At 39.0% G+C, this 23,480-nt stretch carries 19 protein-coding genes, 1 tRNA gene and 1 pseudogene; 9 read left to right on the forward strand and 12 right to left on the reverse strand.

What is annotated here, in order from left to right; all coding sequences use genetic code 11:
- Window positions 1–59: 59 nt before the first annotated feature.
- The 3 genes from LT679_RS15205 to LT679_RS15215 form a co-directional block, all read right to left on the reverse strand.
- A complete protein-coding gene (locus LT679_RS15205) occupies window positions 60–467 on the reverse strand; it encodes an RrF2 family transcriptional regulator (protein WP_232178457.1) in 408 nt (135 codons plus the stop codon).
- A 90-nt stretch (window positions 468–557) separates the two neighbouring features.
- A complete protein-coding gene (locus LT679_RS15210; RefSeq protein WP_232178458.1) occupies window positions 558–1,217 on the reverse strand; it encodes a beta/alpha barrel domain-containing protein in 660 nt (219 codons plus the stop codon).
- Window positions 1,210–2,226, reverse strand: coding sequence for a sugar kinase (locus LT679_RS15215; RefSeq protein ID WP_232178459.1), 1,017 nt, complete (start codon window positions 2,224–2,226; stop codon window positions 1,210–1,212). Before LT679_RS15215 ends, LT679_RS15210 begins: the two co-directional genes overlap by 8 nt.
- A gap of 334 nt (window positions 2,227–2,560) precedes the next feature.
- Between LT679_RS15215 and LT679_RS15220 the strand changes: the two genes are divergently transcribed.
- From LT679_RS15220 to LT679_RS15230, 3 genes are all read left to right on the forward strand, one after another.
- Window positions 2,561–2,634, forward strand: a tRNA-Asp gene (locus tag LT679_RS15220).
- A 104-nt stretch (window positions 2,635–2,738) separates the two neighbouring features.
- The gene (locus LT679_RS15225; protein WP_317206549.1) at window positions 2,739–4,112 is read left to right on the forward strand and encodes a site-specific integrase; all 1,374 of its coding nucleotides are present in this window, start codon (window positions 2,739–2,741) and stop codon (window positions 4,110–4,112) included.
- Window positions 4,113–4,341: 229 nt separating this feature from the next.
- Window positions 4,342–5,484: a Fic family protein gene (locus LT679_RS15230; protein WP_232178460.1), complete on the forward strand. Its 1,143-nt coding sequence runs from the start codon at window positions 4,342–4,344 to the stop codon at window positions 5,482–5,484.
- A gap of 85 nt (window positions 5,485–5,569) precedes the next feature.
- Here the strand turns inward: LT679_RS15230 and LT679_RS15235 are convergent, their stop codons facing one another.
- Together LT679_RS15235 and LT679_RS15240 are read right to left on the reverse strand one after the other, a co-directional pair.
- A complete protein-coding gene (locus LT679_RS15235; RefSeq protein WP_232178461.1) occupies window positions 5,570–5,737 on the reverse strand; it encodes a hypothetical protein in 168 nt (55 codons plus the stop codon).
- A 4-nt stretch (window positions 5,738–5,741) separates the two neighbouring features.
- A complete protein-coding gene (locus LT679_RS15240; protein WP_232178462.1) occupies window positions 5,742–7,037 on the reverse strand; it encodes a HEPN domain-containing protein in 1,296 nt (431 codons plus the stop codon).
- Between the two features lie 246 nt (window positions 7,038–7,283).
- On the opposite strand from LT679_RS15240, the gene LT679_RS15245 reads away from it, so the two are divergent.
- From LT679_RS15245 to LT679_RS15255, 3 genes are read left to right on the forward strand one after another with little or no spacing between them, the layout of a single operon-like run.
- Window positions 7,284–7,619 carry an XRE family transcriptional regulator gene (locus tag LT679_RS15245; RefSeq protein WP_232178463.1) on the forward strand — a complete coding sequence of 112 codons (336 nt, stop codon included), beginning with the start codon at window positions 7,284–7,286 and terminating at the stop codon, window positions 7,617–7,619.
- Between the two features lie 27 nt (window positions 7,620–7,646).
- Window positions 7,647–7,910 carry a hypothetical protein gene (locus LT679_RS15250; protein WP_232178464.1) on the forward strand — a complete coding sequence of 88 codons (264 nt, stop codon included), beginning with the start codon at window positions 7,647–7,649 and terminating at the stop codon, window positions 7,908–7,910.
- 47 nt (window positions 7,911–7,957) lie between these two features.
- On the forward strand, window positions 7,958–9,067 hold the full coding sequence (locus LT679_RS15255; protein ID WP_232178465.1) for a tyrosine-type recombinase/integrase: 1,110 nt from the start codon (window positions 7,958–7,960) through the stop codon (window positions 9,065–9,067).
- 333 nt (window positions 9,068–9,400) lie between these two features.
- Here the strand turns inward: LT679_RS15255 and LT679_RS15260 are convergent.
- The 7 genes and pseudogenes from LT679_RS15260 to LT679_RS15290 all read right to left on the reverse strand — a co-directional run.
- A pseudogene (locus tag LT679_RS15260) lies at window positions 9,401–9,685 on the reverse strand (hypothetical protein); the annotation flags it as partial.
- Entirely contained in the window at window positions 9,637–10,335 is a 699-nt protein-coding gene (locus LT679_RS15265; protein ID WP_232178466.1) for a DUF5712 family protein, read from the reverse strand. The pseudogene LT679_RS15260 and the gene LT679_RS15265, both read right to left, overlap by 49 nt.
- A gap of 39 nt (window positions 10,336–10,374) precedes the next feature.
- The gene (locus tag LT679_RS15270; RefSeq protein WP_317206550.1) at window positions 10,375–10,932 is read right to left on the reverse strand and encodes a BfmA/BtgA family mobilization protein; all 558 of its coding nucleotides are present in this window, start codon (window positions 10,930–10,932) and stop codon (window positions 10,375–10,377) included.
- Window positions 10,916–11,170 (reverse strand): hypothetical protein, encoded by a 255-nt coding sequence (locus LT679_RS15275; RefSeq protein WP_232178468.1) that lies wholly within the window; start codon window positions 11,168–11,170, stop codon window positions 10,916–10,918. Before LT679_RS15275 ends, LT679_RS15270 begins: the two co-directional genes overlap by 17 nt.
- Entirely contained in the window at window positions 11,167–11,319 is a 153-nt protein-coding gene (locus tag LT679_RS15280) for a hypothetical protein (protein WP_232178469.1), read from the reverse strand. Before LT679_RS15280 ends, LT679_RS15275 begins: the two co-directional genes overlap by 4 nt.
- Before the next feature lie 167 nt (window positions 11,320–11,486).
- The gene (locus LT679_RS15285) at window positions 11,487–11,753 is read right to left on the reverse strand and encodes a helix-turn-helix domain-containing protein (protein WP_232178470.1); all 267 of its coding nucleotides are present in this window, start codon (window positions 11,751–11,753) and stop codon (window positions 11,487–11,489) included.
- Between the two features lie 149 nt (window positions 11,754–11,902).
- A complete protein-coding gene (locus LT679_RS15290; RefSeq protein ID WP_232178471.1) occupies window positions 11,903–12,664 on the reverse strand; it encodes a hypothetical protein in 762 nt (253 codons plus the stop codon).
- Between the two features lie 182 nt (window positions 12,665–12,846).
- Here LT679_RS15290 and LT679_RS15295 point away from each other — a divergent pair, with 182 nt between their 5' ends.
- From LT679_RS15295 to LT679_RS15305, 3 genes are all read left to right on the forward strand, one after another.
- A complete protein-coding gene (locus tag LT679_RS15295) occupies window positions 12,847–17,997 on the forward strand; it encodes a DEAD/DEAH box helicase (protein ID WP_232178472.1) in 5,151 nt (1,716 codons plus the stop codon).
- A gap of 4 nt (window positions 17,998–18,001) precedes the next feature.
- Window positions 18,002–20,836 (forward strand): helicase-related protein, encoded by a 2,835-nt coding sequence (locus tag LT679_RS15300; RefSeq protein WP_232178473.1) that lies wholly within the window; start codon window positions 18,002–18,004, stop codon window positions 20,834–20,836.
- A gap of 4 nt (window positions 20,837–20,840) precedes the next feature.
- A partial coding sequence (locus LT679_RS15305; protein ID WP_232178474.1) for an Eco57I restriction-modification methylase domain-containing protein occupies window positions 20,841–23,480 on the forward strand: 2,640 nt, incomplete at its 3' end.

Consider the following 23,480-nt stretch of genomic DNA (forward strand, 5'->3'; position numbering starts at 1 on the left):
TATTTAAGTTGCTATCTACATAACTGTAATTTATTTTATTACAGTATTGATTAAAAAAATTATTTTATCGGTTTACAAAAAGCTTCAAGCGTAACTGCGGCCAAACGGCTCACCATCGCATCTTCGGCCTTGTTATATAAAACATCCAGCTCTACGTTGATTTGTTTACCTACGGGGCAATCAGGGTTTGGTACGTTTTTTTTACCTAATGGCGATGTTTGGCGCACGGCATTATAAACGTCAGACAGTCGGATATCCTTTGCCGGTTTAGCCAGCAAAGTACCGCCGCCCTTACCTTCTTTAGTCGTAATCAATCCCACTTTACGTAAGTTGCTTATTTCCTTACGAACAACAGCCGCATTAACATTCATACTACCTGCAATAAATTCAGACGTAAGCATCTCATCCTTTACATAATAATGAAGGGTTAAAATGTGTAGCGCTGTTGCAAACCTTACGTTGTTCATTACTGTAATATTTTTTATTACAGTACAAATATAAAGCTATTATCAGTTACGGAAACACCAACCGACGACATTTACGCAAAAATGACAGTGTTATTTACAACTTTGAATGATCTCGCTTACAAGCAGCGTGTCATGATACAATTGATCGTACAGATTTTCATCCAGCACTTTTTTGCTGATGAGCTTGCTGCCCATGCCTACTGCGCATACCCCTGCCCTGAACCAGGCCAGTATGCTTTCCTTAGTGGTATCAACGCCGCCGGTAGGTATAAACAACTGCCCGGGAAATAGCTCGCGAATGGCGCTCAAAAAATCAGGTTTTAGCGTACCCGCCGGAAAAAGTTTGATCAATGCGGCACCATGCTGCTGGGCGGTATATATTTCGGTAGGCGTCATACAACCGGGTATCCACAATAACTTGTGCTTACTGGCAACTTTGCTAACTTCCGGGTTAACGATGGGCGATACAATAAAATCGGCACCTGCACTAATGAACGCCTCTGCCTCATCAACAGATTTAATGGTACCTATACCCAAATGAAGATCAGGCCATTCCTTCTTCTGTGCCTTTTTGAGTTCGATATAGTTATCAAGCGCCTTAGGCCCGCGGTTAGTGTATTCAAACACACGCACTCCGGCTTTATAAAGTGTTCGGGTAATATCAATACTTACCTGTGCATCTTCATAAAAAAACAGCGGCAGCATGCCCTGCGCTATAATACTGTCGAGCACCTGTTCTTTTTTATTCATTACTTATGGCATTTTGTATATCGTTAACAGTTTTGTTGGTAGTATCGCTTGCTACAAAAAGTTTGGTAAAAGCGGCGGCGGTGGCGAATTCTATTACCTGTTCGGGTGTCCAATCATTATATAACCCGTAAATTAAACCGGCCATATAGCAATCACCACTGCCCACCTTATCAACAATCTGGTTTGACGCGTATTGTTTTGAACTAATGAACTGCGAACCGGTATAAAGAGCCGTGTAATATTCGATCTGCTTATCACTACCAAATCTGAATGTATTGGCTACTGTGTGGCATTTGGAATAACGTTTAACTATTTCTTCCGAAGTTTTTAGCGCTTCTTTCAGGTAAATGCTTTTCTGTCCGCTCTCGTGAATGTCAGGCAGTACTTCGATACCCAGCATGGCTTCGGCAGCCCAGATGTTGCCCATAACTACATTACAATAAGGCAGCAACTGCTCCATAACTTCGCGCGCGGTTTTGCCGTACTTCCATAGCTTAGCCCTATAATTTAAATCAACCGACACGGTGATGCCTTTCTCAGATGCTGCCTTTACAGCCTCCAGGCAAACGTCGGCCGCATGCTGACTTACCGCCGGTGATATAGCACTGAAATGAAACCAGCTGACGTCGCTGAATACATCATCCCAATTAATCATCCCAGGCTGCAACTCTGCAAATGAAGAGTGCGCACGATCATAGATCAACGCATCGTGCTTAAGATCCTGCCCTTGGGCAAGGTAATACAAACCAATTCGATTGCCGCTTAACGATACAGCATCCGTTTTAATGTGTTTATGCTGTAAATAACTAAGTAATTGTTTCGAAAGATAGTTATCAGGCAAAGCTGTACAATACTCAACCGGCAATTGCCATAAAGCGAGCGCAGTAGCTACATTAAGCTCGGCACCACCTACAAAAAAAGGCAAGCTGTTATTAGTTAACCACACTCCCGCGGCGTCGGGCGTTATACGGAGCAGCAATTCGCCAAAGCAAAGAATATTTTTTTTCATGGAATTCAGCAAATTAGGCGCGCTGCACAACCCTGGCCCATTGATCTCAAATAACGCTGTTTTTAATGCTATTTGCAAGCGTTTAAATAACCCTTATGAAAAATATAATGCAAGTAAGCTCACTTGCATGCTAAGTTTTAACATCACAAGCCATTCAGTAAGCAAATTGCTGTTACGATAATTTTTTTAACTTTTTTTATTCTCTTAACAAATGGATAATGAAATACTTACATTAAATAGAGAGCTAAAACAGACAAATGCTTCAAGATTTTTTAAAAAAACCTCTTGCAGAATATCAAACTGTGCGTATATTTGCACCACCAAAACGAACAACGGAGTGGTAGTTCAGCTGGTTAGAATACATGCCTGTCACGCATGGGGTCGCGGGTTCGAGTCCCGTCCATTCCGCAGAAAACAATGTCAAAATTGACTAAAAGCCTGTAAATCATCGATTTACAGGCTTTTTTGTTTGCCCGAAAACACCAAAATATGCATGTTTTAGCATAAAAAAGGTGAGCAATTCGGTGAGCATATTTAAAGCTAAAACGGCGCTCACCAGAAACACCATAGTAACTGATATAGAAGATGTTCAGCGAGTGAACATCTTGATTGCAAATGATGGAATAATCAATTTTGTTTCACTATTAATCCTCATTGTTATGAGAACAAATGTCAATCTGCTTTTTTACTTAAAAAAGCCAAAGAATTACAAAACCGGCATAATGCCAATTTATTTACGCTTTACAGTTGACGGACAACGTTCAGAAGTCGCAACCGGTAGGGAATACGATCCCGCGCGCTGGAATTCTAAATCAGGCCGCTCTATTGGCACTAAGGAAGATACCCGTGCGTTAAACAATTATTTGGATACGCTTCAAGCACGTGCATTAGAATATCATCGCTTGATGACGATTCATGACGAAATGATTACCGCAGAATCTTTACGTAACAGGTTCACAGGAAAAGTAGAAAAAGCCAGAACGATAGTTACCGTATTTGAAGATCATAATCAAAAAATGAAAAGTCTGGTTGGGCAGGAATTTGAAAAAAGTACATTGCAACGATATGTTACTTGTCTGATGCACGTAAAAGATTTCATGGAATGGCAGTTTAATATATCGGATTTACCCATTATTAAAATCAACTTTGCATTTCTTAACGATTTTGAATATTACCTGCGAAGCGTGCGTAAATGTGGTAACAACTCCGCTATCAAGTATATCAAGAATTTTGGAAAAATAGTTCGCATTTGCATAGGTAACGGCTGGTTGACTGTCGATCCCTATATCAACTATAAACCGAAAACGCAAAATGTCCATCGCGTTGCCCTAACCAAAGAAGAAGTTAATGCTTTGGCTGAAAAACAAATAACTATAGAACGTTTAAAATTAGTCAAAGATATTTTTCTTTTTAGTTGTTACACCGGCCTTGCCTATGTAGATGTCAGAAAGCTAAAAAGATCCGAAATTATAAAAGGAATCGATGGTGAAAATTGGATATACACTAACCGCCAAAAAACAGATACATTATCACGAATCCCTTTACTTCCGCCCGCGTTGGCGATTATACAAGCTTATCAGGAGCATCCCCAATGTTTAGCTGACGATTTCCTGCTTCCTGTAATGAGCAATCAAAAGATGAATGCTTATTTAAAAGAGATTAGCGGTCTGTGCGGTATTACAAAAAATCTCACATTTCATATCGCACGGCACACATTCGCAACTACTGTCACATTAAACAACGGCGTTCCTATAGAAAGTGTCGCTAAAATGATGGGACATACGAGTATTAAAACCACGCAGATATATGCCAAAGTAATGGATCATAAGATAAGTTCTGACATGCAACGGTTAAGAGAAAAGTTTACAGTTGGTCAATTCCAGTAGGCTACGGTTAATTTTGGGGAATAGATTATATTTTAAAGGTCACAATTTGTGGCCTTTGAAATATAATAACAATATCAATCTAGAAGAGCTTTAAGAATGCATATACCCCCCTCTCTTCAGAGTATATTTTAGCATTTACCCCCCTTCTCTAAGTAAACTTAAAATTTGTTAAGTTTACTTTTACAATTGAAAGTAAATTAAAAATTTAATAAGTTTACTTTTATAAATTATGGAAAAGATACAAATCGAAAAATTTTTATCCGGTAATTCAGAAAAAGGAATGGCATATAAATACTTTCTTCCTCATAAAATCAATTTTCAATGGCAGTGGTCGGATGCATCTTTAAATACATTATTGGAGAAAGCCTCTATTAAATTAGGCGAATTAAATTCATTTGCCAAGCTAGTTCCCAATATCGATTTGTTTATTCATCTGCATGTAACAAAAGAAGCAGTAGTTTCAAGTCGAATAGAAGGTACTCAAACAAACATGGACGAAGCGCTACTACCTATCGAGGAAATCAGTCCTGAAAAAAGGAATGACTGGGTGGAAGTTAATAATTATACGCAAGCACTAAATAATGCTATAAAAGAATTAAAAGAGCTACCATTGTCTTCAAGACTACTTAAAAAAACACATAATATCTTATTGCAAGGAGTAAGAGGTGAACACAAAATGCCGGGAGAGTTTCGGAGAAGTCAAAATTGGATTGGAGGAAATTCACTTGCTGACGCTGCATTCATTCCACCAGCGCACAATTACGTCGATGAACTAATGGGAGATTTAGAAAATTTTCTCCACAATAAAGATATAGATGTCCCCGCCCTGATACGGGTAGCGATAGCTCACTACCAATTTGAAACAATACATCCATTTTTGGATGGTAACGGTCGTATCGGTCGTTTATTGATCCCTTTGTACTTAGTGAGTGAAAAGATTTTGGAAAAGCCGTTGTTATATCTTTCAATGTTTTTTGAAAAAAATAAAGGACTTTATTACGATAATTTAACCAGGGTTCGAGAAAAAAATGACCTTTTGCATTGGTTAAAATACTTTTTAGTCGGTATAGCTCAAACTTCAGAGTTAGCCGTTCAAACCTTATCTCAAATACTTCAAATTAAGGAACGTCGTGAAGCTCTAATTAAAAGCAGTTGGGGAAGGCGTAGCGCCAGTGGGTTAATTTTACTGGAGTATTTATTTCAAGAACCTGTAATTCGAGTAAAAGCTGTAGAGCAAGTTTGTGGTTTAAGCACCAAGGCCGCAAATGATTTGGTAAGTAGTTTTATTGACAGCGGTATCTTGGTAGAAGTTAGTGGTCAAACCCGTTATAGGGTATTCGTATTTCAGGAATACTTAGAGATGTTCAGGTAATAATATATCCTTTATTGACTATTAATAGCAGCAAGCGAGGCGGCCTGAGAAACTCGTGCCGCCTGCCGCTGCTACTTGGCGGTGCTTAGGGAGCGGTTTTTTCTTTAATGAATTGCAGATATACTTGCTCAATCTTATCTATCAGCATTTCAACTTTATCTTTTAACAGCTTTACTGACTCTTCATCAGGCTTGAACTCATTTTTATATCTGGTTTCGGAATATCCTGATTGCAACAGATTGAATAGGTGCACACCTTCAGTGGTGTTGAGTTGCAGGGATTTTTTGATCTCTTCCGTAAATAGCAAATGTCATCTTGATCATCTTCGAAAGGTTATGGACGGTTATGCGATAGCCCAATACAGCGCGAATAATCCCTATCAAACTACTCTCGGTAGCCTGATGTAATGAGAAAAGCGCCAATGTATAATTGTTGTCCTCAATATACCTCACCACACCTTTCATGAACTCCTTGCCTTGTATGCCCCATCGGTTCCAATCTTTTTCAGCTTTGTCTAACCAAATTTGATCATCAATAGCATGTGCGCTTAACGATTCCGCCTCGGAAGCCTTGTACAGATTAATACTTTTGTAAAGCGTATTATGCCAAAAACGCTTTTCCGTTTTTAATCCCTCTGTAGCGGTAGCCATCTTATGAACCATAGCGAATAATGTTCCCAGGAAGCGGCAGTTATCTTCAATCTTATTAGCAGCTTCATGTTCGGCTACCTTTTCGCTGTCATTGATTAATATTAACAAATAATAAATGGAAGGCTTGCTACTTTTTCCAATAAGGTAGATCATACTCACGCCAGGTATCCGCTCAACGATGAGGTTCTTTATTTTTTCGACGATAGACTGTTGTTTATTGGATAATTGTGGGTCTATTTCTCTCAACGCTATGGTAGACTCTCTATCAATCGCTTCCTTAGGTTGATTACTTTCTTTGCCTCGTCCCCAAGACTTATGGGTAATCGTTTCATTCGTTTCGCGCTGGTGGATCAGCCACGCAGCAGAATAAAGCTTTCGAATATTGTCATACACTTCTATGATCTCACCTGCCATCATCGTCTCGTCAGCGGCGTTGTTATACAGGGCAGTATGCAGCCATTCGTGCAAATAATCGCGGTATTCCTGCGGACTGATCTTTTTAAAGCATTTCTGTATGGCCTTGTATGGGTTGGCCAGCTCCTTTACTGATAAGTTCTTTGGAAAATAAATCCAGTCGCTTTTCTCTTGTGTGATTTGCTCCTCGATAATATCTTCCAGGCGCGGCCATCTATCCTTATTCTTTAACAGTAATAAGTGTAAAGCTTCTATTAGTTGTACGTTCTGATCGTAGATAAACAAAATGTGACCGGCGCCATGTTGGTCTTTATAATATTTATCAGTCAATACATAATAGCGCCATTCCTTCAAATCTTCACGGTGATCTTTAGGCCGGCCTGAGCTAAAGAAATTTATAACTACCTTTAAAGGATTCATTACCTCGCTGAAGCGGAGATGTTTGGGATATTGCTCCCAGGGTGCGATGTTGCCAATATATGTGCCCATGATGTTTAAACTGCCATTGTTGACAGTAAGACAAAGGACAGCAGGCAGTTATTTCTAACCTATTCCTACCCTTTCTAACGAAGAATAATATCAGGATAAAGTATGCTTGTTAAAGCCAGGACAAACAGGTAATTTCAGATTTCAATTTTTCATACATTTGCTTAAATAACCGTTTTTATCAAGAGCACAACTACCGATACACCAAAAAACATTCATCAGGGCCGCAATGTGAAATGCTTTCGTGAGATGCTTGGCCTGAAGCAAGAAGCACTTGCTTTGGCGTTAGGTGATGATTGGAGCCAAAAACGGGTTTCGTTAATGGAAGGAAAAGAGGTTATTGAGGAAGACATTCTTGCTCAGGTTGCAACTATATTAAAAGTTCCTGTTGAAGCAATTAAGAACTTGGATGAAGACAAGGCTGTACAAATTATAGCTAACACATTCAACGATGAGGCTGTTGCGTATGCTCAATATTATAAATGCAATATCAATCCAATGGAGAAATGGATTGAGTCTTTAGAAGAAATTAAGCAGTTGCACGAGGAAATAAAAAAGCTCTATGAGAGGTTGTTGGCAAAGTGATTAAAAAATTAAATGTAGTAGTTGAATATGAAAACCTCTGAAATTGAACTGCCGTATCGTGAAAGGATGTTCAGGTTTGTAAAAGACCCTGAACTTGCTCAACTTGAAAAAAAGTATGAACCCTATTTAGACTTGCATGATCTTGAAGAAATTTCCAAGTTATATGACATTGTGCAGGCCGCGCCCAACGAGGCCATTACAGGTAGATTGATCTGGACAACACAACTTGACCTACCAATCGATTTAAAGAAAGATATCATAGCCATTTTCAGCAGGTATTTCGTAGAATAGCAATTAATAAGCAAAGCCTACTTTCACGTCATTAAATCTTTAATGTCATGAAAGTAACCATCAGAAAAAAACCGCTAACCAAAGGCCGCCATCGCCTAGTACTTGATTATTATCCTCCAATAGTAAATCCAACTACAAACAAAAAGACAAGGCAGGAAAATCTAAAGCTTTTCGTTTATGATCAGCCATCATGCCCGGCTGAAAGAACTCATAATCGCAAGACGATTGAACTATCCAATACGATATGCGCCACACGACAGCTGGATCTTCAAGCACAGCTTCATGGCCTCACACCTAACTTTAGAAAGCAGCAAAGCTTCGTCGCCTATTTCAGAAAACTTGCTGACCGTCAGCGCGGCATGAACCGCCATAATTGGGACAGCAGCGTGCGGTACTTTCAACTATTTGCTGAAAATGATATAACCTTCGCCGACCTTGATCACGCACTTTGTGAAAATTTTAAATGGTTCTTGCGTGATGAGCCTAAACTTCGGGAATCAAGACGCGGTATCGGACATAACAGCGCCCTCAGCTATTTCAATAAATTCCGGACAGTCCTCAAACAAGCTTGGCGGGAAAAGCTGATCAGTGAAGATTTGCATGACCTATGTCCCGGCTTAAAGGAAATTGAAGCCGAGATAGAATTTCTAACTATGCATGAATTGCAGCAGCTTCTGCGTACTCCGATAGATAATGAACTTTATAAACGTACAGTACTGCTTGGCATATTGACGGGCCTTAGATTTTGTGACATCCAAAACCTTACCTGGGACCAGGTAAGAGGCGAACTTGATAATTACTATCTGCAATTCCGGCAGCGTAAAACATATAAGCCTCAGCATATATACATCTCGAACCAGGCGTTTGATTTATTGGGAGAACGAATGAATCCCGATGTTTTGGTCTACCCTAAGCTTAATTACAACACAGCCAGGGATTTTTTAAAAGAATGGCCGCGTCTGGCAGGCATAAATAAGCATCTTACCTTTAGCTGCTTACGGCATACCTATGCCACTTTACAACTTGACCTTGGCACCGATATCTATACCATATCAAAGTTATTAGGCCATCGGCATTTAAAAACAACGCAACGCTATACACGCGTAATGGATAAGGCAAAGAAGGACGCATCAAACCGCATTGTACTTGACTTGTAAATATGGTGCTATTGGGAATCGTCTGTCTAATGCCGTTTGCTGCACACTCGAGGTCATTGCACCGCTTAAACAACCGGAGCCGGAAGCAGGGAAATTGTTAAGGGCAACGGCGATAGCCGTTGTTTATGTATCCTTGACGATTTCCCTGCGCGGGTATCTTTGTGGCGGCGGTGCGGTGACCGTATGCTTATTATATGTGTGTTGGAAAGCAGGCGTGTATGAGGAACGAATACTTGCCTGTGTGCGGCGGCAAGGCTGGCTGCGGAATTGAGCCCGGCGCGAAGCGCGTGGTGCAATGAAGCGACCTGCCGCAGCCGCATGGTGTAAAATGTATCACATAGAATATCCTTGGCTTTGATCATTATCATAACCGTAGCCACGGCCTCTTTTTCTTTTTCGCTGGCTGCTGTCATCCTGCACGGGTGCACCGCCTATAGATTGCCCCCCTCTCAACAAGGTATCGATCAGACTGTCACCATGGCTGTGGCCCTGCCCAACAACAACCTTGTTAGCCTGCTGAACGCGGTGCAGTTCTTTGACTTCTTCTTTCTGCTCATAAGTGCCATGCTTTAGCGTATTAGCGTACTTAAAAGATTCTTTGACCTCCCGGTCATAATTAAATACCTGGTCAAATAAAGCTTCGGATAGCTGCTTAAATGCAACTCGGTCAAATTGCCCGACCTTTTTACTATGGGCAGCATTTTTCCTTTGGAATTATTGAGCGGGCTCAGCTTGATGCTGTTACTCGCATCCTTACGACTAACAATGATCTGAACGTGCATTTGTTCTCCAGGCTTAATGCCTCCTTTGATTGCTTTGCCTTTTCTTACCTCCAGGTCTTTATAAGTATAGTAGCGGTTCTCCTCCAACTTGCCGTAATAAACCAGGTCTTTGTTGCCATCGATACCATTACGCTTAAAGTTCCTGGCATAAGCGTCCATAACCAAATTAGCATAATTTTTTAGGTAGATTTTTGCGCCTTCTGTTCCATATCGTTCTTTCAGATATAACAATTCCTTTTCGCTCGGACTGATATTGATTAGGAAGAACTTAGCATCGTCTTTGGAAAGCTTAGCCAGATTGTTGTCGATGCCTTGTCGGACCTCATAAGGCTGAATGTTATGCCGGTCATGGCTAAACCAATATTCCAGCTGATGATACTGATCCAGCTTTTCAGCCAGCCGGTTCTCTTTTTCTAGATAGGCGACCAATTGGCTGCTGCTGCCCTTGTTATTACCCGTCTCGCTCTTGGTGATGTTGATATGCATACTCGTTACGTTTAAATCTGTTGCTTCTTATGGTATCATCTACAAGTTATTTACCTGTTCCCGAGTAAAGCGCATCAATTCATCCTTATCGGCTTGCTTACTGAGCATGGTCATCTTTTCGCGCGCAGTCATGTAATGTTCCAGGATACCGCTGAAACGTTTCTTTAATTTGTTCTTATCAAGCTGCGCGGTATCCAGCTTACTCAGGTAATCAACAACTTTACCAATGGCTATCACCTGACCATCGTAAGATTCCTTTTGCTGTTTATTATGAGCAATAATCTGTTTGTTGAAATATTCAACGATCTGCCGTTGCGATGCGCCCAACCTTTCACCCTCTTTCTTGATTGGTATCAATAAGTCTTGTTCCTGCGTTTTAATAAATGCCACGATATTATCGGTCTTACGATTGATCGCATTCTTCAGCAGATCATCGTTCAGGTCTCTTGGATCTTTCTTGGTCTTATAAAAATAATCAACCATGTAGGTAAATAAATCTAGCTTTGACAAGCCGCATTTATTAGCGACTGCTTGCAGCTTACTATCCGTTTTCTCCGAGAAACGTATCGTCTTGTTATTTTCAATAGTCGCCATCATTCACACATTTTTCATCGTACGGTATACCAACAGGTATACTGATTTCTTTTCTATTGCATAAAGCGGGGGGCAAAGTATACCATCGGTATACTAAAAACCGTCTCGGCCCCGCAGGGCGAGCGGAAAAGTCGGGCTTGCCCGACTTCCGCTCGCTCCCCCCGCTTTCGCGTAAGGACATGGGATATCCCGATAAGTAGATCCATAGCTCAGTCGATATAGAGATACCTCTTTTCATCATGATCTTAAGATCTGCCAGTCAGCAGGCCAGTACACCTGGCTGCCCAGCTTCGGGTGGTAAGACGGTTGGTAGCTGATATAGCCATAAGCATCCAGTTCCCTGATACACTTATGGTAAGTCGCTATCGATACAATTTTACTGTAAGCCATCAGGGTCTTGCGGGTGATAGCAAATGGACTGACAAAACCGCTCCGCTGCCAGTGGACGAAGAGCCCCGTAAACAGGCTAACATGCGTTGCATTCAGCCGCTCGTCATTACTCATACACCGTAGTAATCTGGCATACCCGGCAAGTGCCGGTGTTGAAATAGCGGCACTCATTTTACACCTCCTTCCAGCAACTTGTTGATGTCGTCCAGCTTGTAATAAATGATGCTACCGATGCGTGTAAAGCTGAGCGTGCCGTTAATGCGCAGGTTCTGTAAGGTGCCCGGCGATATCTTCAGTAGCTTCCTGACCTCGTTGCTTTTCAGCCATTTCTTAGATGCGCCCTGCCCATCAAGCTGCACAAGCTTTTTGATCTCAGTCAAAAGCCTGCTTTCAAACTCCCTTAAATCTTCCTTAGTGATGATCTCTAAATTCATGCTGCCCTCCGTGTTTTGGATTAATAATTAAACCGGTTCGCAGGAACGATCATTTGGATTCCCTTGAACGCAATGGTCCAAATGTCAAGGGCAAAAGGGCGAAATGAATGACCAATGGCGGCGTTTGGTCAGATCTGGAGGGTAAAACGCTATTTCTTGTCGTTAGGCACTATCTTGAAAAGCTTATCATCCTCGTCGATATTGATATACTTGGCTGGTTTGTCGTCCTTATTAGCAGGAAAGTAATTATGTGCAGTATCAATAGAGATATCCTTGTCGCCGTGCTTGAAATACTTGGCTATCATTTTGTACCATGGGCTTTGACCCTGCGATCGCGCCAATTTATTACCGTTAGGTAGTTTCAAATCCTGTATTTGATGTACCACATCCATAAATGCAGCTATGCTGCCTTTGCTCAATACAATCTTCTCGCTGACATCATATTTAGTCGCTTCCTTCAATTGTACTTCCAGTATTTCGATCCTGGCATTTAACCGGTCGATCTCCCGATTTTTCTCGGCTACAACTGATTCAATTGGTTCAAGCTTATGCCAGCGGTCAATAGATTTCAGAAAGCTTAAGAATGCTTCCAGCTTCTTGACACTCGCCATGTGAGTAGGATAGCTGGATGAAAACGGGTCTTTCTTTTTATAGTGATCAATGCGGTTGATGACAATATCCGACGCATGGTTAAAATACCGTTCTTCCTGGTCAGGAAGGTTTATTGAAAAGTAATCCAAGTGAAAGTAGTAATATGGGCCGTATTCTTCTTCTTCCAGGTCGTAAAGCTTTTTCAAAAAGAAATTATCAGCTAATTCCTTGTTTTGAATAATGGCATTGCCTATCTCATAGCGGTGAGGAGAGAAATCAAATGGGTTGCGGAATTTGAAGTAAAGGCTATTGTTAGGCATCGGAAAGATTTTATTTTAAATAACGCTTTAGTTATTAATTGTTTTGATGGTCTAAAAATCGATACGTTACTTGTTGCGTTCAAACAAATTATACGTCGTCCTCCGAAATATAAAGTGAAGCACAATATAATATATCTTCAAAAAACATATTTTTATAACTTTTAAGACACTCGACCCTTATCATGGATGCATTTAAAACTCATGAGCAAGTAATTTCAGATTATAAAGCTTATCTACAATCTTTTATAAACATTAAGGACCCTAGGATTCTTGAATATGTTAATAGCAATACTTTAGTTAATCAAATTTTACCGGAGCCTCTTATTCAGTTCAATCCATCCTTTGAAAAGGGCATTTCGCTAAACGATCTCATTACTGAGGGTTTAATACATCGAGAGTTACCAAAGGCTCTTGGTTCTTACCTCTTGTATAAGCACCAGATTGAGGCGATAAAAGCCGGTGTACAAGGCAAAGGCTTCGTAGTAACGTCAGGCACGGGTTCAGGAAAGTCACTTACTTTTTTAGCCACTATCTTCAATGATATATTTACTAATCAAAAGGAAAAACCAAAAGGTGTAAAAGCCATATTGGTATATCCTATGAACGCATTAATTAATTCTCAATATGAAGAAATAAAAAAATACGCCGAAAATTTTGGTGAAGGTTTTCCAGTGACTTTTGGACAATATACCGGCCAGGAAAGTTTTGAAGAACGAGAACGTATCAAAACGTTGGAACCTGATATTCTTCTTACTAATTATATGATGTTAGAGTTAATTATGACTCGACAATCGGAATCATGGTTGAGAAAATCGCTAGGTAACAACTTGAAGTATGTTGTATACGATGAGTTGCACACTTATCGTGGAAGGCAAGGATCTGATGTCTCTATATTAAATAGAAGAATTCAATCGCTCGCTAGTACAAATCTTATCTTTATAGGTACATCTGCAACGATGGCGTCAAAAGGTACTCCAGAAGAAAAGAAGGGAATAGTAGCTAATGTTGCTTCATTAATATTTGGCAAAAAATATCAGAAAGACCAAATCATTAGCGAGTATCTTGAACCGTGTACAGCTGCTAAACAAATAAATGCTTATGAACTTGCTTTGGCTATTAAACAAGGGATTGATCCAGATGCAAATGAGGAGACTTTTGTTCAAAATAGTTTAGCTAATTGGTTGGAAATAAATGTTGCGCTAAAACTAAATGAAGGTATTTTAGAACGTGCTAAACCGAAAAGTTTAAACGAAATAACTCGACAAATCAAAGGAATAACCTCTTTAGACTTTGATGATATAAAAAATGCTCTTAAAGATTTACTAAAATGGGCAGAACGTATCAATGAGGATAATAGAAAAAGAAGAACTCGGAAAACTTTTTTACCGTTTCGTTTTCATCAATTTATTTCTCAAACAGGTTCTATATCAGTTACGTTAGAACCACGAGCAACACGCTTTGTTACATCCTCTAATGAACCTTTTGTTAAGTTACATGGTAAAGAAAAGAAGCTTTATCCGTTACTGTTTTCAAGATATTCTGGATACGACTTTCTTTGTGTAGAGCTATCATTTTCGGAAAGTAAAATACTACCAGCTAGCCCAAGCAAAGAGTTTAAGAATCAAAAAAAAGAAGAGTTAGATAGCAAAAACCCTAATCCAGAAGGCTTCAAGTTTGGTTACATTGTTCTTGATGAAGGTGAGGAGTTTTGGAAAACTGATTTTAGAAATCTTGTCCCTTCAGAATGGTGGAATAAAACTGGCTCCGACCTTATGCCTTATTACCAAATGGTAATGCCGATAGCAATTTATTTTAATGGAGAAGGCGATTTTTCTTTTGAGCCAAAATTTGCAACTAAAGGCTACTTTATATCGGCAAAACTGAGGATTGACCCGACAGCATCTATTGTATATGAGGATAGTAAGACAAACGACTTTACCAAATTAGCACGGTTGGGATCTGAAGGAAGAAGTACGGCAACTTCAATTCTGTCTTATTCAGTTATAAGTACCTTAGTGGATCAGAATGAGGTACTTCAAGACCAAAAATTATTGAGCTTTACCGATAATCGGCAAGACGCTTCTTTACAGGCGGGGCACTTTAATGATTTTTATACTACAATTCGTTTAAGATCAGCCCTATATAATGCTATTAAAACAGCAGAGAAACCTTTGGAGATACACGAAATAGCAGAAAAGCTTTTTCAAATGCTTAAACTTAAAGAATCTGAATTTGCCTTTTACCCCTCCGTAGATGAAGAATTTCCGGATGACCGCAACATTGAAGCATTTAAGGAATTTTTGAAGTACAGAATACTTCAAGACTTAAAGCGGGGATGGCGGTACACATTACCCAATTTAGAGCAAGTTGCTTTGCTGAAGATAGATTACAAAAATCTAAATAAACTAGCAATCCTAGAAGAACGCTTTGAAAAAATTCAACTTTTGAAGAAGCTTTCGCCCGATGAACGGTACATCGTGTTAAAAAATATTCTTGATTATTTCAGAACCAATTATGCCCTAGATCACAAGTTCTTCAAAGAAATTGGAAACATAGAAGCCTTAATGAGAGATCGTCTTAATCCCGATAAATTATGGTCACTCAATTATAACGAAAAGATTGATAAGCCTAGCAACATAGTTATTAAAGTCCTTAAACCCACCCCAAGAGGGTTTTATTCTATTTCAATAGGTGAACGGTCAAATCTAGGAAAGTACTTGAATCGCTTAATGAATGAGAACGACTTTAATAGTTTAAAAAAAGACGACTATATTAATTTTATAGAAGAAATATGTGCGTTATTACATAGGACAAACTTCATAACTATCGAAGAAGATAAACGATACCCTGAACTCAAAAGCTATAGACTAAGGGTAGACTCAATTTTATGGAGTAAGGGCGACGAGCAGTCCATAACTTTGGATCAAACACGGTTCAATTTTCAGAATCAAATGCTGGAAATACAACCTAACCCTTACTTTCAAAAATTATATAAAACTGACTTCAATAAATATAGAAAAGAGTTAATCGCACGGGAGCATACTGGGCAGCTAAATTCTAGTGATCGCATACAGCGGGAAGATGCTTTTCGAAAAGGCGAAATATCCACATTGTACTGTTCGCCGACTATGGAGTTGGGAATAGATATTGCCAACTTAAACATTGTACATATGCGTAATGTTCCGCCTAATGCGGCAAACTATGCGCAGCGAAGCGGCCGTGCCGGACGGAGTGGCCAAACAGCTCTAGTATTTACCTACTGTTCAACGATGTCGCCACATGATGTAAATTACTTCAAGAATTCTTCGGACATGGTTGCAGGAGCAGTTCAACCACCGAGAATTGATCTCGTTAATGAGGAATTAATCACCTCGCACTTGAATGCGTTCCTATTAATGAATTTAGAAATATCTGAACTCAAGACTTCAGCTGCCGATATATTGGATCTTAATAATGAGCAAGATGTTTTTGTAAGGACGGAGATTATTGAACGTATTGATCATTTAATCGCCATTAATAAATCTATTTACATAGCTGCCTTTAAAAAGATAATAGAAAATAGCTTACCAGATATAAAGACAATACATTGGTTTTCAGATGAATGGGTTTCCGGAAAGATAGAAAAATTCTCCACTAACTTCAAAACTTCATTTCATCGGTGGATTTTAATGTTCACCAGCGCTTGTCAACTTCGAAACAAAGCCCAGGCAGTCTTAGATAATCACACTTATAAATCTGAGAGTGATGAACGGAAAGAGGCAGAACGTCAAGAACGATTTGCTAGAAAACAAATTGCACTCCTTAAAAATGAAAGCCAGCAAAATTCTAGCAATTCGGAATTTTATATTTTTAGATACCTTGCTGCCGAAGGCTTTTTACCGGGATATAATTTTACAAGACTTCCTGTAAGAGCAATGTTGGGTAAAAGCTACCGTGACGACGTTGAAGTAATATCACGTCCAAGAGCACTCGCGTTGTCAGAATTCGGTCCTAACAATACTATTTATCATTCAGGAAATAAATATCGCATCAGTAGGACAATGGTTACTGATCTAGATAATTCCCTAGAAAAAATTATCATTTCGAAAAATACAGGATATGCCTTTCTTTCTAGTCAAACAAAAATCGCAAACGTTGATCCTATAACACAATCCCAAATTTCTGGCGATAATCTTTTGCTTTGGAATAACGCGTTAGAATTTTCTGAATGTGAAGGCACCCCGATTGAAAAAATTACGTGCATAGAGGAAGAAAGAACACGTTCTGGTTACGAGATTGCTTCCTTCTTTAATTTTCCAGAGGGAATTGAAAATGCTCGATCAGTTGTATTAAAACGTGATGGTACTAAGCTATTACAATTATACTTCAATAGCACAACTAATCTAATTAAGATAAATACCAAAGCGCGTAGATCCATAAATAATTGTTTTAAAATTAATAGAACGAACGGTGTTTGGATTAGAGATAATCAACTGTTAAATAATAAAGACTTGGCAAACAATACCAAGGAGGTAGTTTTATACACAAAAGACACTGCCGATGCTCTATACATACAGCCTTTGAGCAACGTAGGTACAAAGCCTAACGAAATCATTTCTTTAAGTTACGCTTTAAAAAGAGGGATTGAAAGATTGTTCCTTGTTGAAGAAAGCGAAATAGCGGTTAGCTTAATGGGTAATCCGGAAAAACCTAATATTTTAATACATGAAGCTTCCGAAGGCTCTTTAGGAATTTTATCACAACTCATTTCGGATCCTATCAAAATGAAGGAATGGTTTAAAGCGTCGTATGAAGCTATTCACTTTAACCCTGAGACGTTTGAGGAAACAGAATTAGGCAGAACGTTGCCTCACGCGAGTTATCAAGATCTACTAAGCTATTACAATCAGATTTATCACAACCAATTAGATCGTTATGGCATCAAGGAAATATTGGAATATCTTATAAAATGCGATATTGAACTAGTACAAGGAAGCGACCGAGACAGAGAAGAGCAATACCAATATTTACTAAATGCTTATGACAAAAGCAGTAGTACGGAATATTCACTGATTAAATACTTATATGATAATGGCTACGCCTTACCAGATCGAGCGCAAGTGAATTTAAAAGATTATTACATCAGCGCTGACTTTGTATATAAACGTGGTGACCATTATTCTTTGATTTTTTGCGATGGAAGTGTACACGATTCTATTGAACAACAAAATACAGATAAGCTTAAAAGGCAAATTTTAACTGATGCTGGTCATGACTGCATTGTATGGCATTATAGCGAATCCATTGAGGAGTTGGTGCAGAGAAGAAAAGATATTTTTAGAAAAGTAAAATAAGAGCATGAGTCAGTTTACCCCTGGTAATTTAGTAAAATACCGAAATCGTGACTGGATGGTATTACCTTCAACGGAAGAAGATATTCTATTAATAAAACCTTTAGGAGGTTCTGATGAAGAAACTACGGGAATCTTTCTTCCATTAGCAACGCAAGAGGAAAAGGTAGCAAAAGCATCTTTTGAAGATCCTACCACTAAGAATATTGGAAATTTTGAAACTGCGAAATTATTATATGACGCTTCCCGACTATCGTTGAGAAATGCAGCAGGGCCTTTTCGTTGCATGGCAAGATTATCATTTAGACCTAGATCATATCAGATCGTGCCATTAGTAATGGCTTTAAAACAGGAAATTACTCGCCTATTGGTTGCAGATGATGTCGGAATTGGTAAAACTGTCGAAGCGTTAATTATAATAAAAGAATTAATCGAGCGAGGTGAAATCAAGCGTTTCGCGGTCATTTGCCCACCTCATTTATGTGAACAGTGGCAGCAGGAACTAAAAGATAAATTGGATATTGATGCAGAAATCATTCGATCTAGTACAGCCGCCCGACTTGACAGGATGGTCGCTGATGATCGTTCAGTGTTTTATCACATCCCATATCAGGTAATTTCCGTTGATTATATCAAAACCGATAAAAGACGAGGAATATTTTTGAATGATTGTCCAGAGATGGTGATAGTTGACGAAGCGCATACGTGTACCTTACCGAAAGGTTCGTCATCTAAAAATCAACAACAGCGTTATAATCTTATTAGCGATATTGCAAAAAACGATAAACGTCATATAGTCTTACTTACTGCTACTCCCCACAGTGGAAAGGATGAAGAGTTTGCGTCGTTGTTGGGTTTACTAAAGTCTCAATTTGAAAACTTAAATTTTGATAAGTTACAGCCAAGTGACCGTGCGACAATTGCAAAGTACTTTATTCAACGAAAGCGAGAGAACATTAAAAGGTGGCTTAATGAAACTACTATTTTTCCAGAAAGAGATTCTAAAGAAATAGGATTTACGTTGTCTGAACAAGCAAAGGAATTCTATAATAAACTAGTAGCATTTGCTCGTGGTATTTCAGATGTAGAAACCGACAGCGAAACAACACGGTTGCTTCGTTCCTGGGCGGCAATTGCCTTGATTAAAGGTGCAATGTCAAGCCCTGCTATGGCAGTAGAAATGCTTCTGAAACGCCAGATCAAGCTAACTGGAGATCAAGATGATGTACAAATAAGTAATGATGCGGTCGAAAATACATTGTTTGAAGAAAACGACTTTGGAGTCGATTATTCCAGATCTGATCTTCTGAATGCTATTGATTACAAACAATCTGAGTTAACAGGGATAAGTCAACTACTTGTCCACGCGCGAGTTTTACTGGAAAACTCAGAGACTGATTTTAAGATTAAACATACAATCGAGTTAATCAGAAAATGGCTAAAAGAAGGATTTCAACCTATAATTTTCTGCCATTACATAGCTTCAGCAAAATATGTGGAGGAAAAACTCAAAGCTGCATTAGGTAAAAGCATTCTGATTCAGGCAATAACTTCAGAACTCGCCGATGAACAGCGAAAAGAAGAAATAGAAAGAATGGCAGAGTTTGAAAAAAGGGTTTTGGTAGCAACGGATTGCCTTAGTGAGGGTATTAACTTGCAAGATTATTTCAATGCTGTTCTTCATTATGATTTACCATGGAATCCCAACAGGATTGAGCAACGGGAAGGACGTGTTGATCGTTATGGTCAAACTTCGCCGATTATTAAAACATATATGCTCTATGGAGACAATAATCCGATGGACAATTTTATTCTCGAAGTGTTAATTCGAAAAGTTCGAGAGATAAAAAAGAGCACTGGCGTGACTATACCGATTGGGGAGAATAACAAGTCCTTAATGGCAGATTTGACTAACAAGATTTTGCATTCCGAGCCTTCTGCAGAGCAATTAACGTTATTTAAAGAAGATAAAATTAAAATTGAAAGTGAGTTGGAACAAGCTCGCCGGAAGGGAGAAAATATACGCTCAATTTTCGCTCATGAGACAGTTGATGCCGAGACAATTCGTAAAGACCTTGAAGAAGTAGATGAAGCTATCGGAGACATACAAACTGTAGAGAGCTTTGTATTATATGCCTTAAAACTTTTAGGTGCTAATATTACGAAAGAAAATAACGGCTTTAGGATACAAATCACCAATTTACCCAAACATTTACAGGTCTCACTGCTAAGTAGTGAGGAAGAAAAAAAGAATAAATTAGAGGCCCGGATTTCATTCGAGTCTCCAACACCAAAGGGGTTTAAATATGTTGGCCGTAATCATCATTTCGTAGAGTTACTTTGTCATTATATCATAAGCAACGCTTTTGAACATGATGGTAACAGCTATCATTTAGCGAGAACAAGTTTAATTCGTACGGCAAATGTTACGCAACGTACTGTATTGGTAATGTTTCGAGTTCGAAACGTCGTAAGAGAAGTACGTTCTAGTAATGAATCTGTGGCTGAAGAGATGTATTTATGGGGTTATACAAAAGATGAAAATTCATTAAAAACAATCTCCTTTACAGACGCCAAAAATCTTCTAATGAATGCTGTACCTATGAGTAACTTGTCGTTAGAAATGCAACAAACACAAATCGGCGAAGAACTGAAGTCCTTTGCTGATAAGAAAGATATATTTATTAAACTGGCCACAGAACGAGCTGACAAACTAGTTGAAGCACACGGACGGTTTAAAGAACTTATAGGGGGTAGAAGCTATGAAAAATCGGTGCCGGTACTTCCCCCAGACGTAATGGGAGTGTATATTTTATTGCCTAAACCTCAAGACTTATTTTGACCTCATGAAGCTAACTACTGTTAATATACATGGTAATATATTTACAAGCGAAATTTTAGAGAGAATTCGTCAAGACGATATTCGTTACCAAGCATCAAGAGATTTTAATCTTAAACCCAACGAATTAGTAAGGGACGAAATAAACAATGCCTGGAGTTTGCTAAATACTCATTGGCAAATTTTCAAGCAAAAACGTTCTGGTTTTTCAACCACAGATACAGGAACTTCGGAAACCAGAAAATACTGGATGCTGCCCTTGTTAGGATTACTGGGCTATGAACTACAATCATCAACTGCTGAGATAATCAATAATAAGTCCTATGCTATTTCACATCGTGCAAATAACAAAGACGGATTTCCCATACACATTATCGGAAGTGAATTATCTTTAGATAAAAAAGCAGATTTTGGAGTACGCCTTTCACCACATGCTTTAGTTCAAGAGTATATTAATAGTACCGATCATATATATGGCTTTCTGACTAACGGATTGCATATCAGAATTTTACGAGATGCTACCAGGCTTTCTAGGCTAAGCTACCTGGAGTTTAACCTGGAGCAAATGATGGAAGAAGGCCATTACGCAGAGTTTGCTCTATTTTATCGTTTGCTACATGCTACACGCATAAATGATAAAAAGGAAGACGGCAAAGACTCGGTCCTTGAATTTTACCATAATGAAGCCCTTGCTTCGGGATCGCGGATCAGGGAGCGATTAAGTTTTGCGGTAGAACATTCTATTTTATGCTTGGCTAACGGTATTTTACAGCAAAACGAAAATAAAGATCTTGAGGAAAGGCTATCCAATGGCAGTTTATCTGCAAAAGAATATTACTTACATATACTGCGTTGTGTATATCGCATACTTTTCCTGTTAGTTATTGAAGAACGAAATCTTATTTATAAACAAGATTTGGATGATAATGACAAGAGGTTAAAATATATATATTATCGTTTTTACAGCATCCAACGTCTCACACATTTGGTAAATAAGGTAGTCTATGTCGATCCTAAAAAAATCGATTTATGGCAATCATTATTAACCACCTTTCGGCTTTTTGAAGATGATAAATATGGCAGGAAACTAGGCATTCATGCTTTAGGTTCTGGGATATTCAATCCTGGTGCAATTGGCAGTATCGATACTACACAATTGAATAACAAAATCGTGCTTGAGGTTTTTAAATACTTGGTCACCTTTGAAAATAACAATAAGCAGATTGTCCGTGTTAATTATGCCGACCTAGATGTTGAAGAATTTGGCTCCATATATGAGGGTTTGTTAGAATTTGAACCCATTGTGGAGAACGGATATTTTCGTTTTAAACAGGGTAGTGATCGCTCTTCTTCTGGTTCACATTATACACCAGAAGAATTAGTAAAACCATTGATAAATCATTCATTAGATTACATAATCGCCGACAAGCTAAAAGAGGTGAATCAAGAGGCTGCGCTGTTGAGTATTACAGTATGTGATGTAGCATGTGGAAGCGGACATATTTTATTATCTGCTGCTCGACGTATAGGTTTCGAATTAGCTAAAGTCCGCAGCAATGAAGATCAGCCAACCCCACCTGTATTAAGATTGGCAGTAAGAGATGTGATTAGAAGGTGTATCTACGGAGTCGACTTCAATCCGTTAGCTGTGGAACTTTGTAAAGTAGCGCTATGGCTTGAAGCACATGACCCAGGAGAACCACTTAATTTCTTAGACCATCATATAAAAAACGGAAATGCAATAGTTGGAATTGCGCATTATGAAGAGCTACAAAGCGGCATTGCCTCCGAAGCTTTCAAAGCCTTGCCGGATGATGACAAAAGCATTGCATTAGCTTTTAAAAAGCGTAATGAAGCAGAACGAATGTTACAAGTCAGTGAGCTATATGATCTTAAAGGAACAGATGACGATTTAGTCGATGTGCAACGTACTTTTATGCAGTTTAACAAATTACCGGAGCAAACCCCGGAAGAAATATCTGCCAAGGCAAAAGCTTATAGCGAACTTACCAACGGCAAAAAATGGTTTAGACTGAATCAGCTAGCAGATCTGCAAGTAGCACAATTTTTTATCCCAAAAATTACCGCAAATAAAGAAATTCTTACAACGCAAAGTAAGTTCAAAACTTACCTCCATACTGGAATGCAAATACAAGATATGGGTAAAAGCATGGCTATAGGTGCGGGAAAGCGTTTTTTTCATTGGTTTTTAGAATTTCCAGAGGTTTTTCAGAATGGTGGATTTGATTGTGTGTTAGGAAATCCGCCGTTTTTGGGAGGACAAAAGTTGAGTGGAACTTTTGGATTAAACTTCCTTGAGTATTTAAAATACGCTTACCGCCCCATAGGTGCAGTTGATATAGTTACTTACTTTTTTAGGCGTATTTTTTCTTTAATAAAGCTAGGAGGCTTTCAGTCGCTCATATCGACGAACACCATAGCTCAAGGTTCTGCTCGTGAAGGGGGCCTTGATGTTATCTGTTCGAACGAAGGTGTTATCAACCATGCAGTACGTTCAATGCGCTGGCCAGGACAAGCCGCAGTGGAAGTTTCCCTCGTTACCATACACAAAGGTTCTTGGAATAGAGACATCATTCTAGATGGTAAAAAGGTCGAAAGAATTACTCCTTATTTAGATGATTCCGAA

The organism is Mucilaginibacter roseus, from assembly GCF_021215455.1.
Classification (GTDB): Bacteria; Bacteroidota; Bacteroidia; order Sphingobacteriales; family Sphingobacteriaceae; genus Mucilaginibacter; species Mucilaginibacter roseus.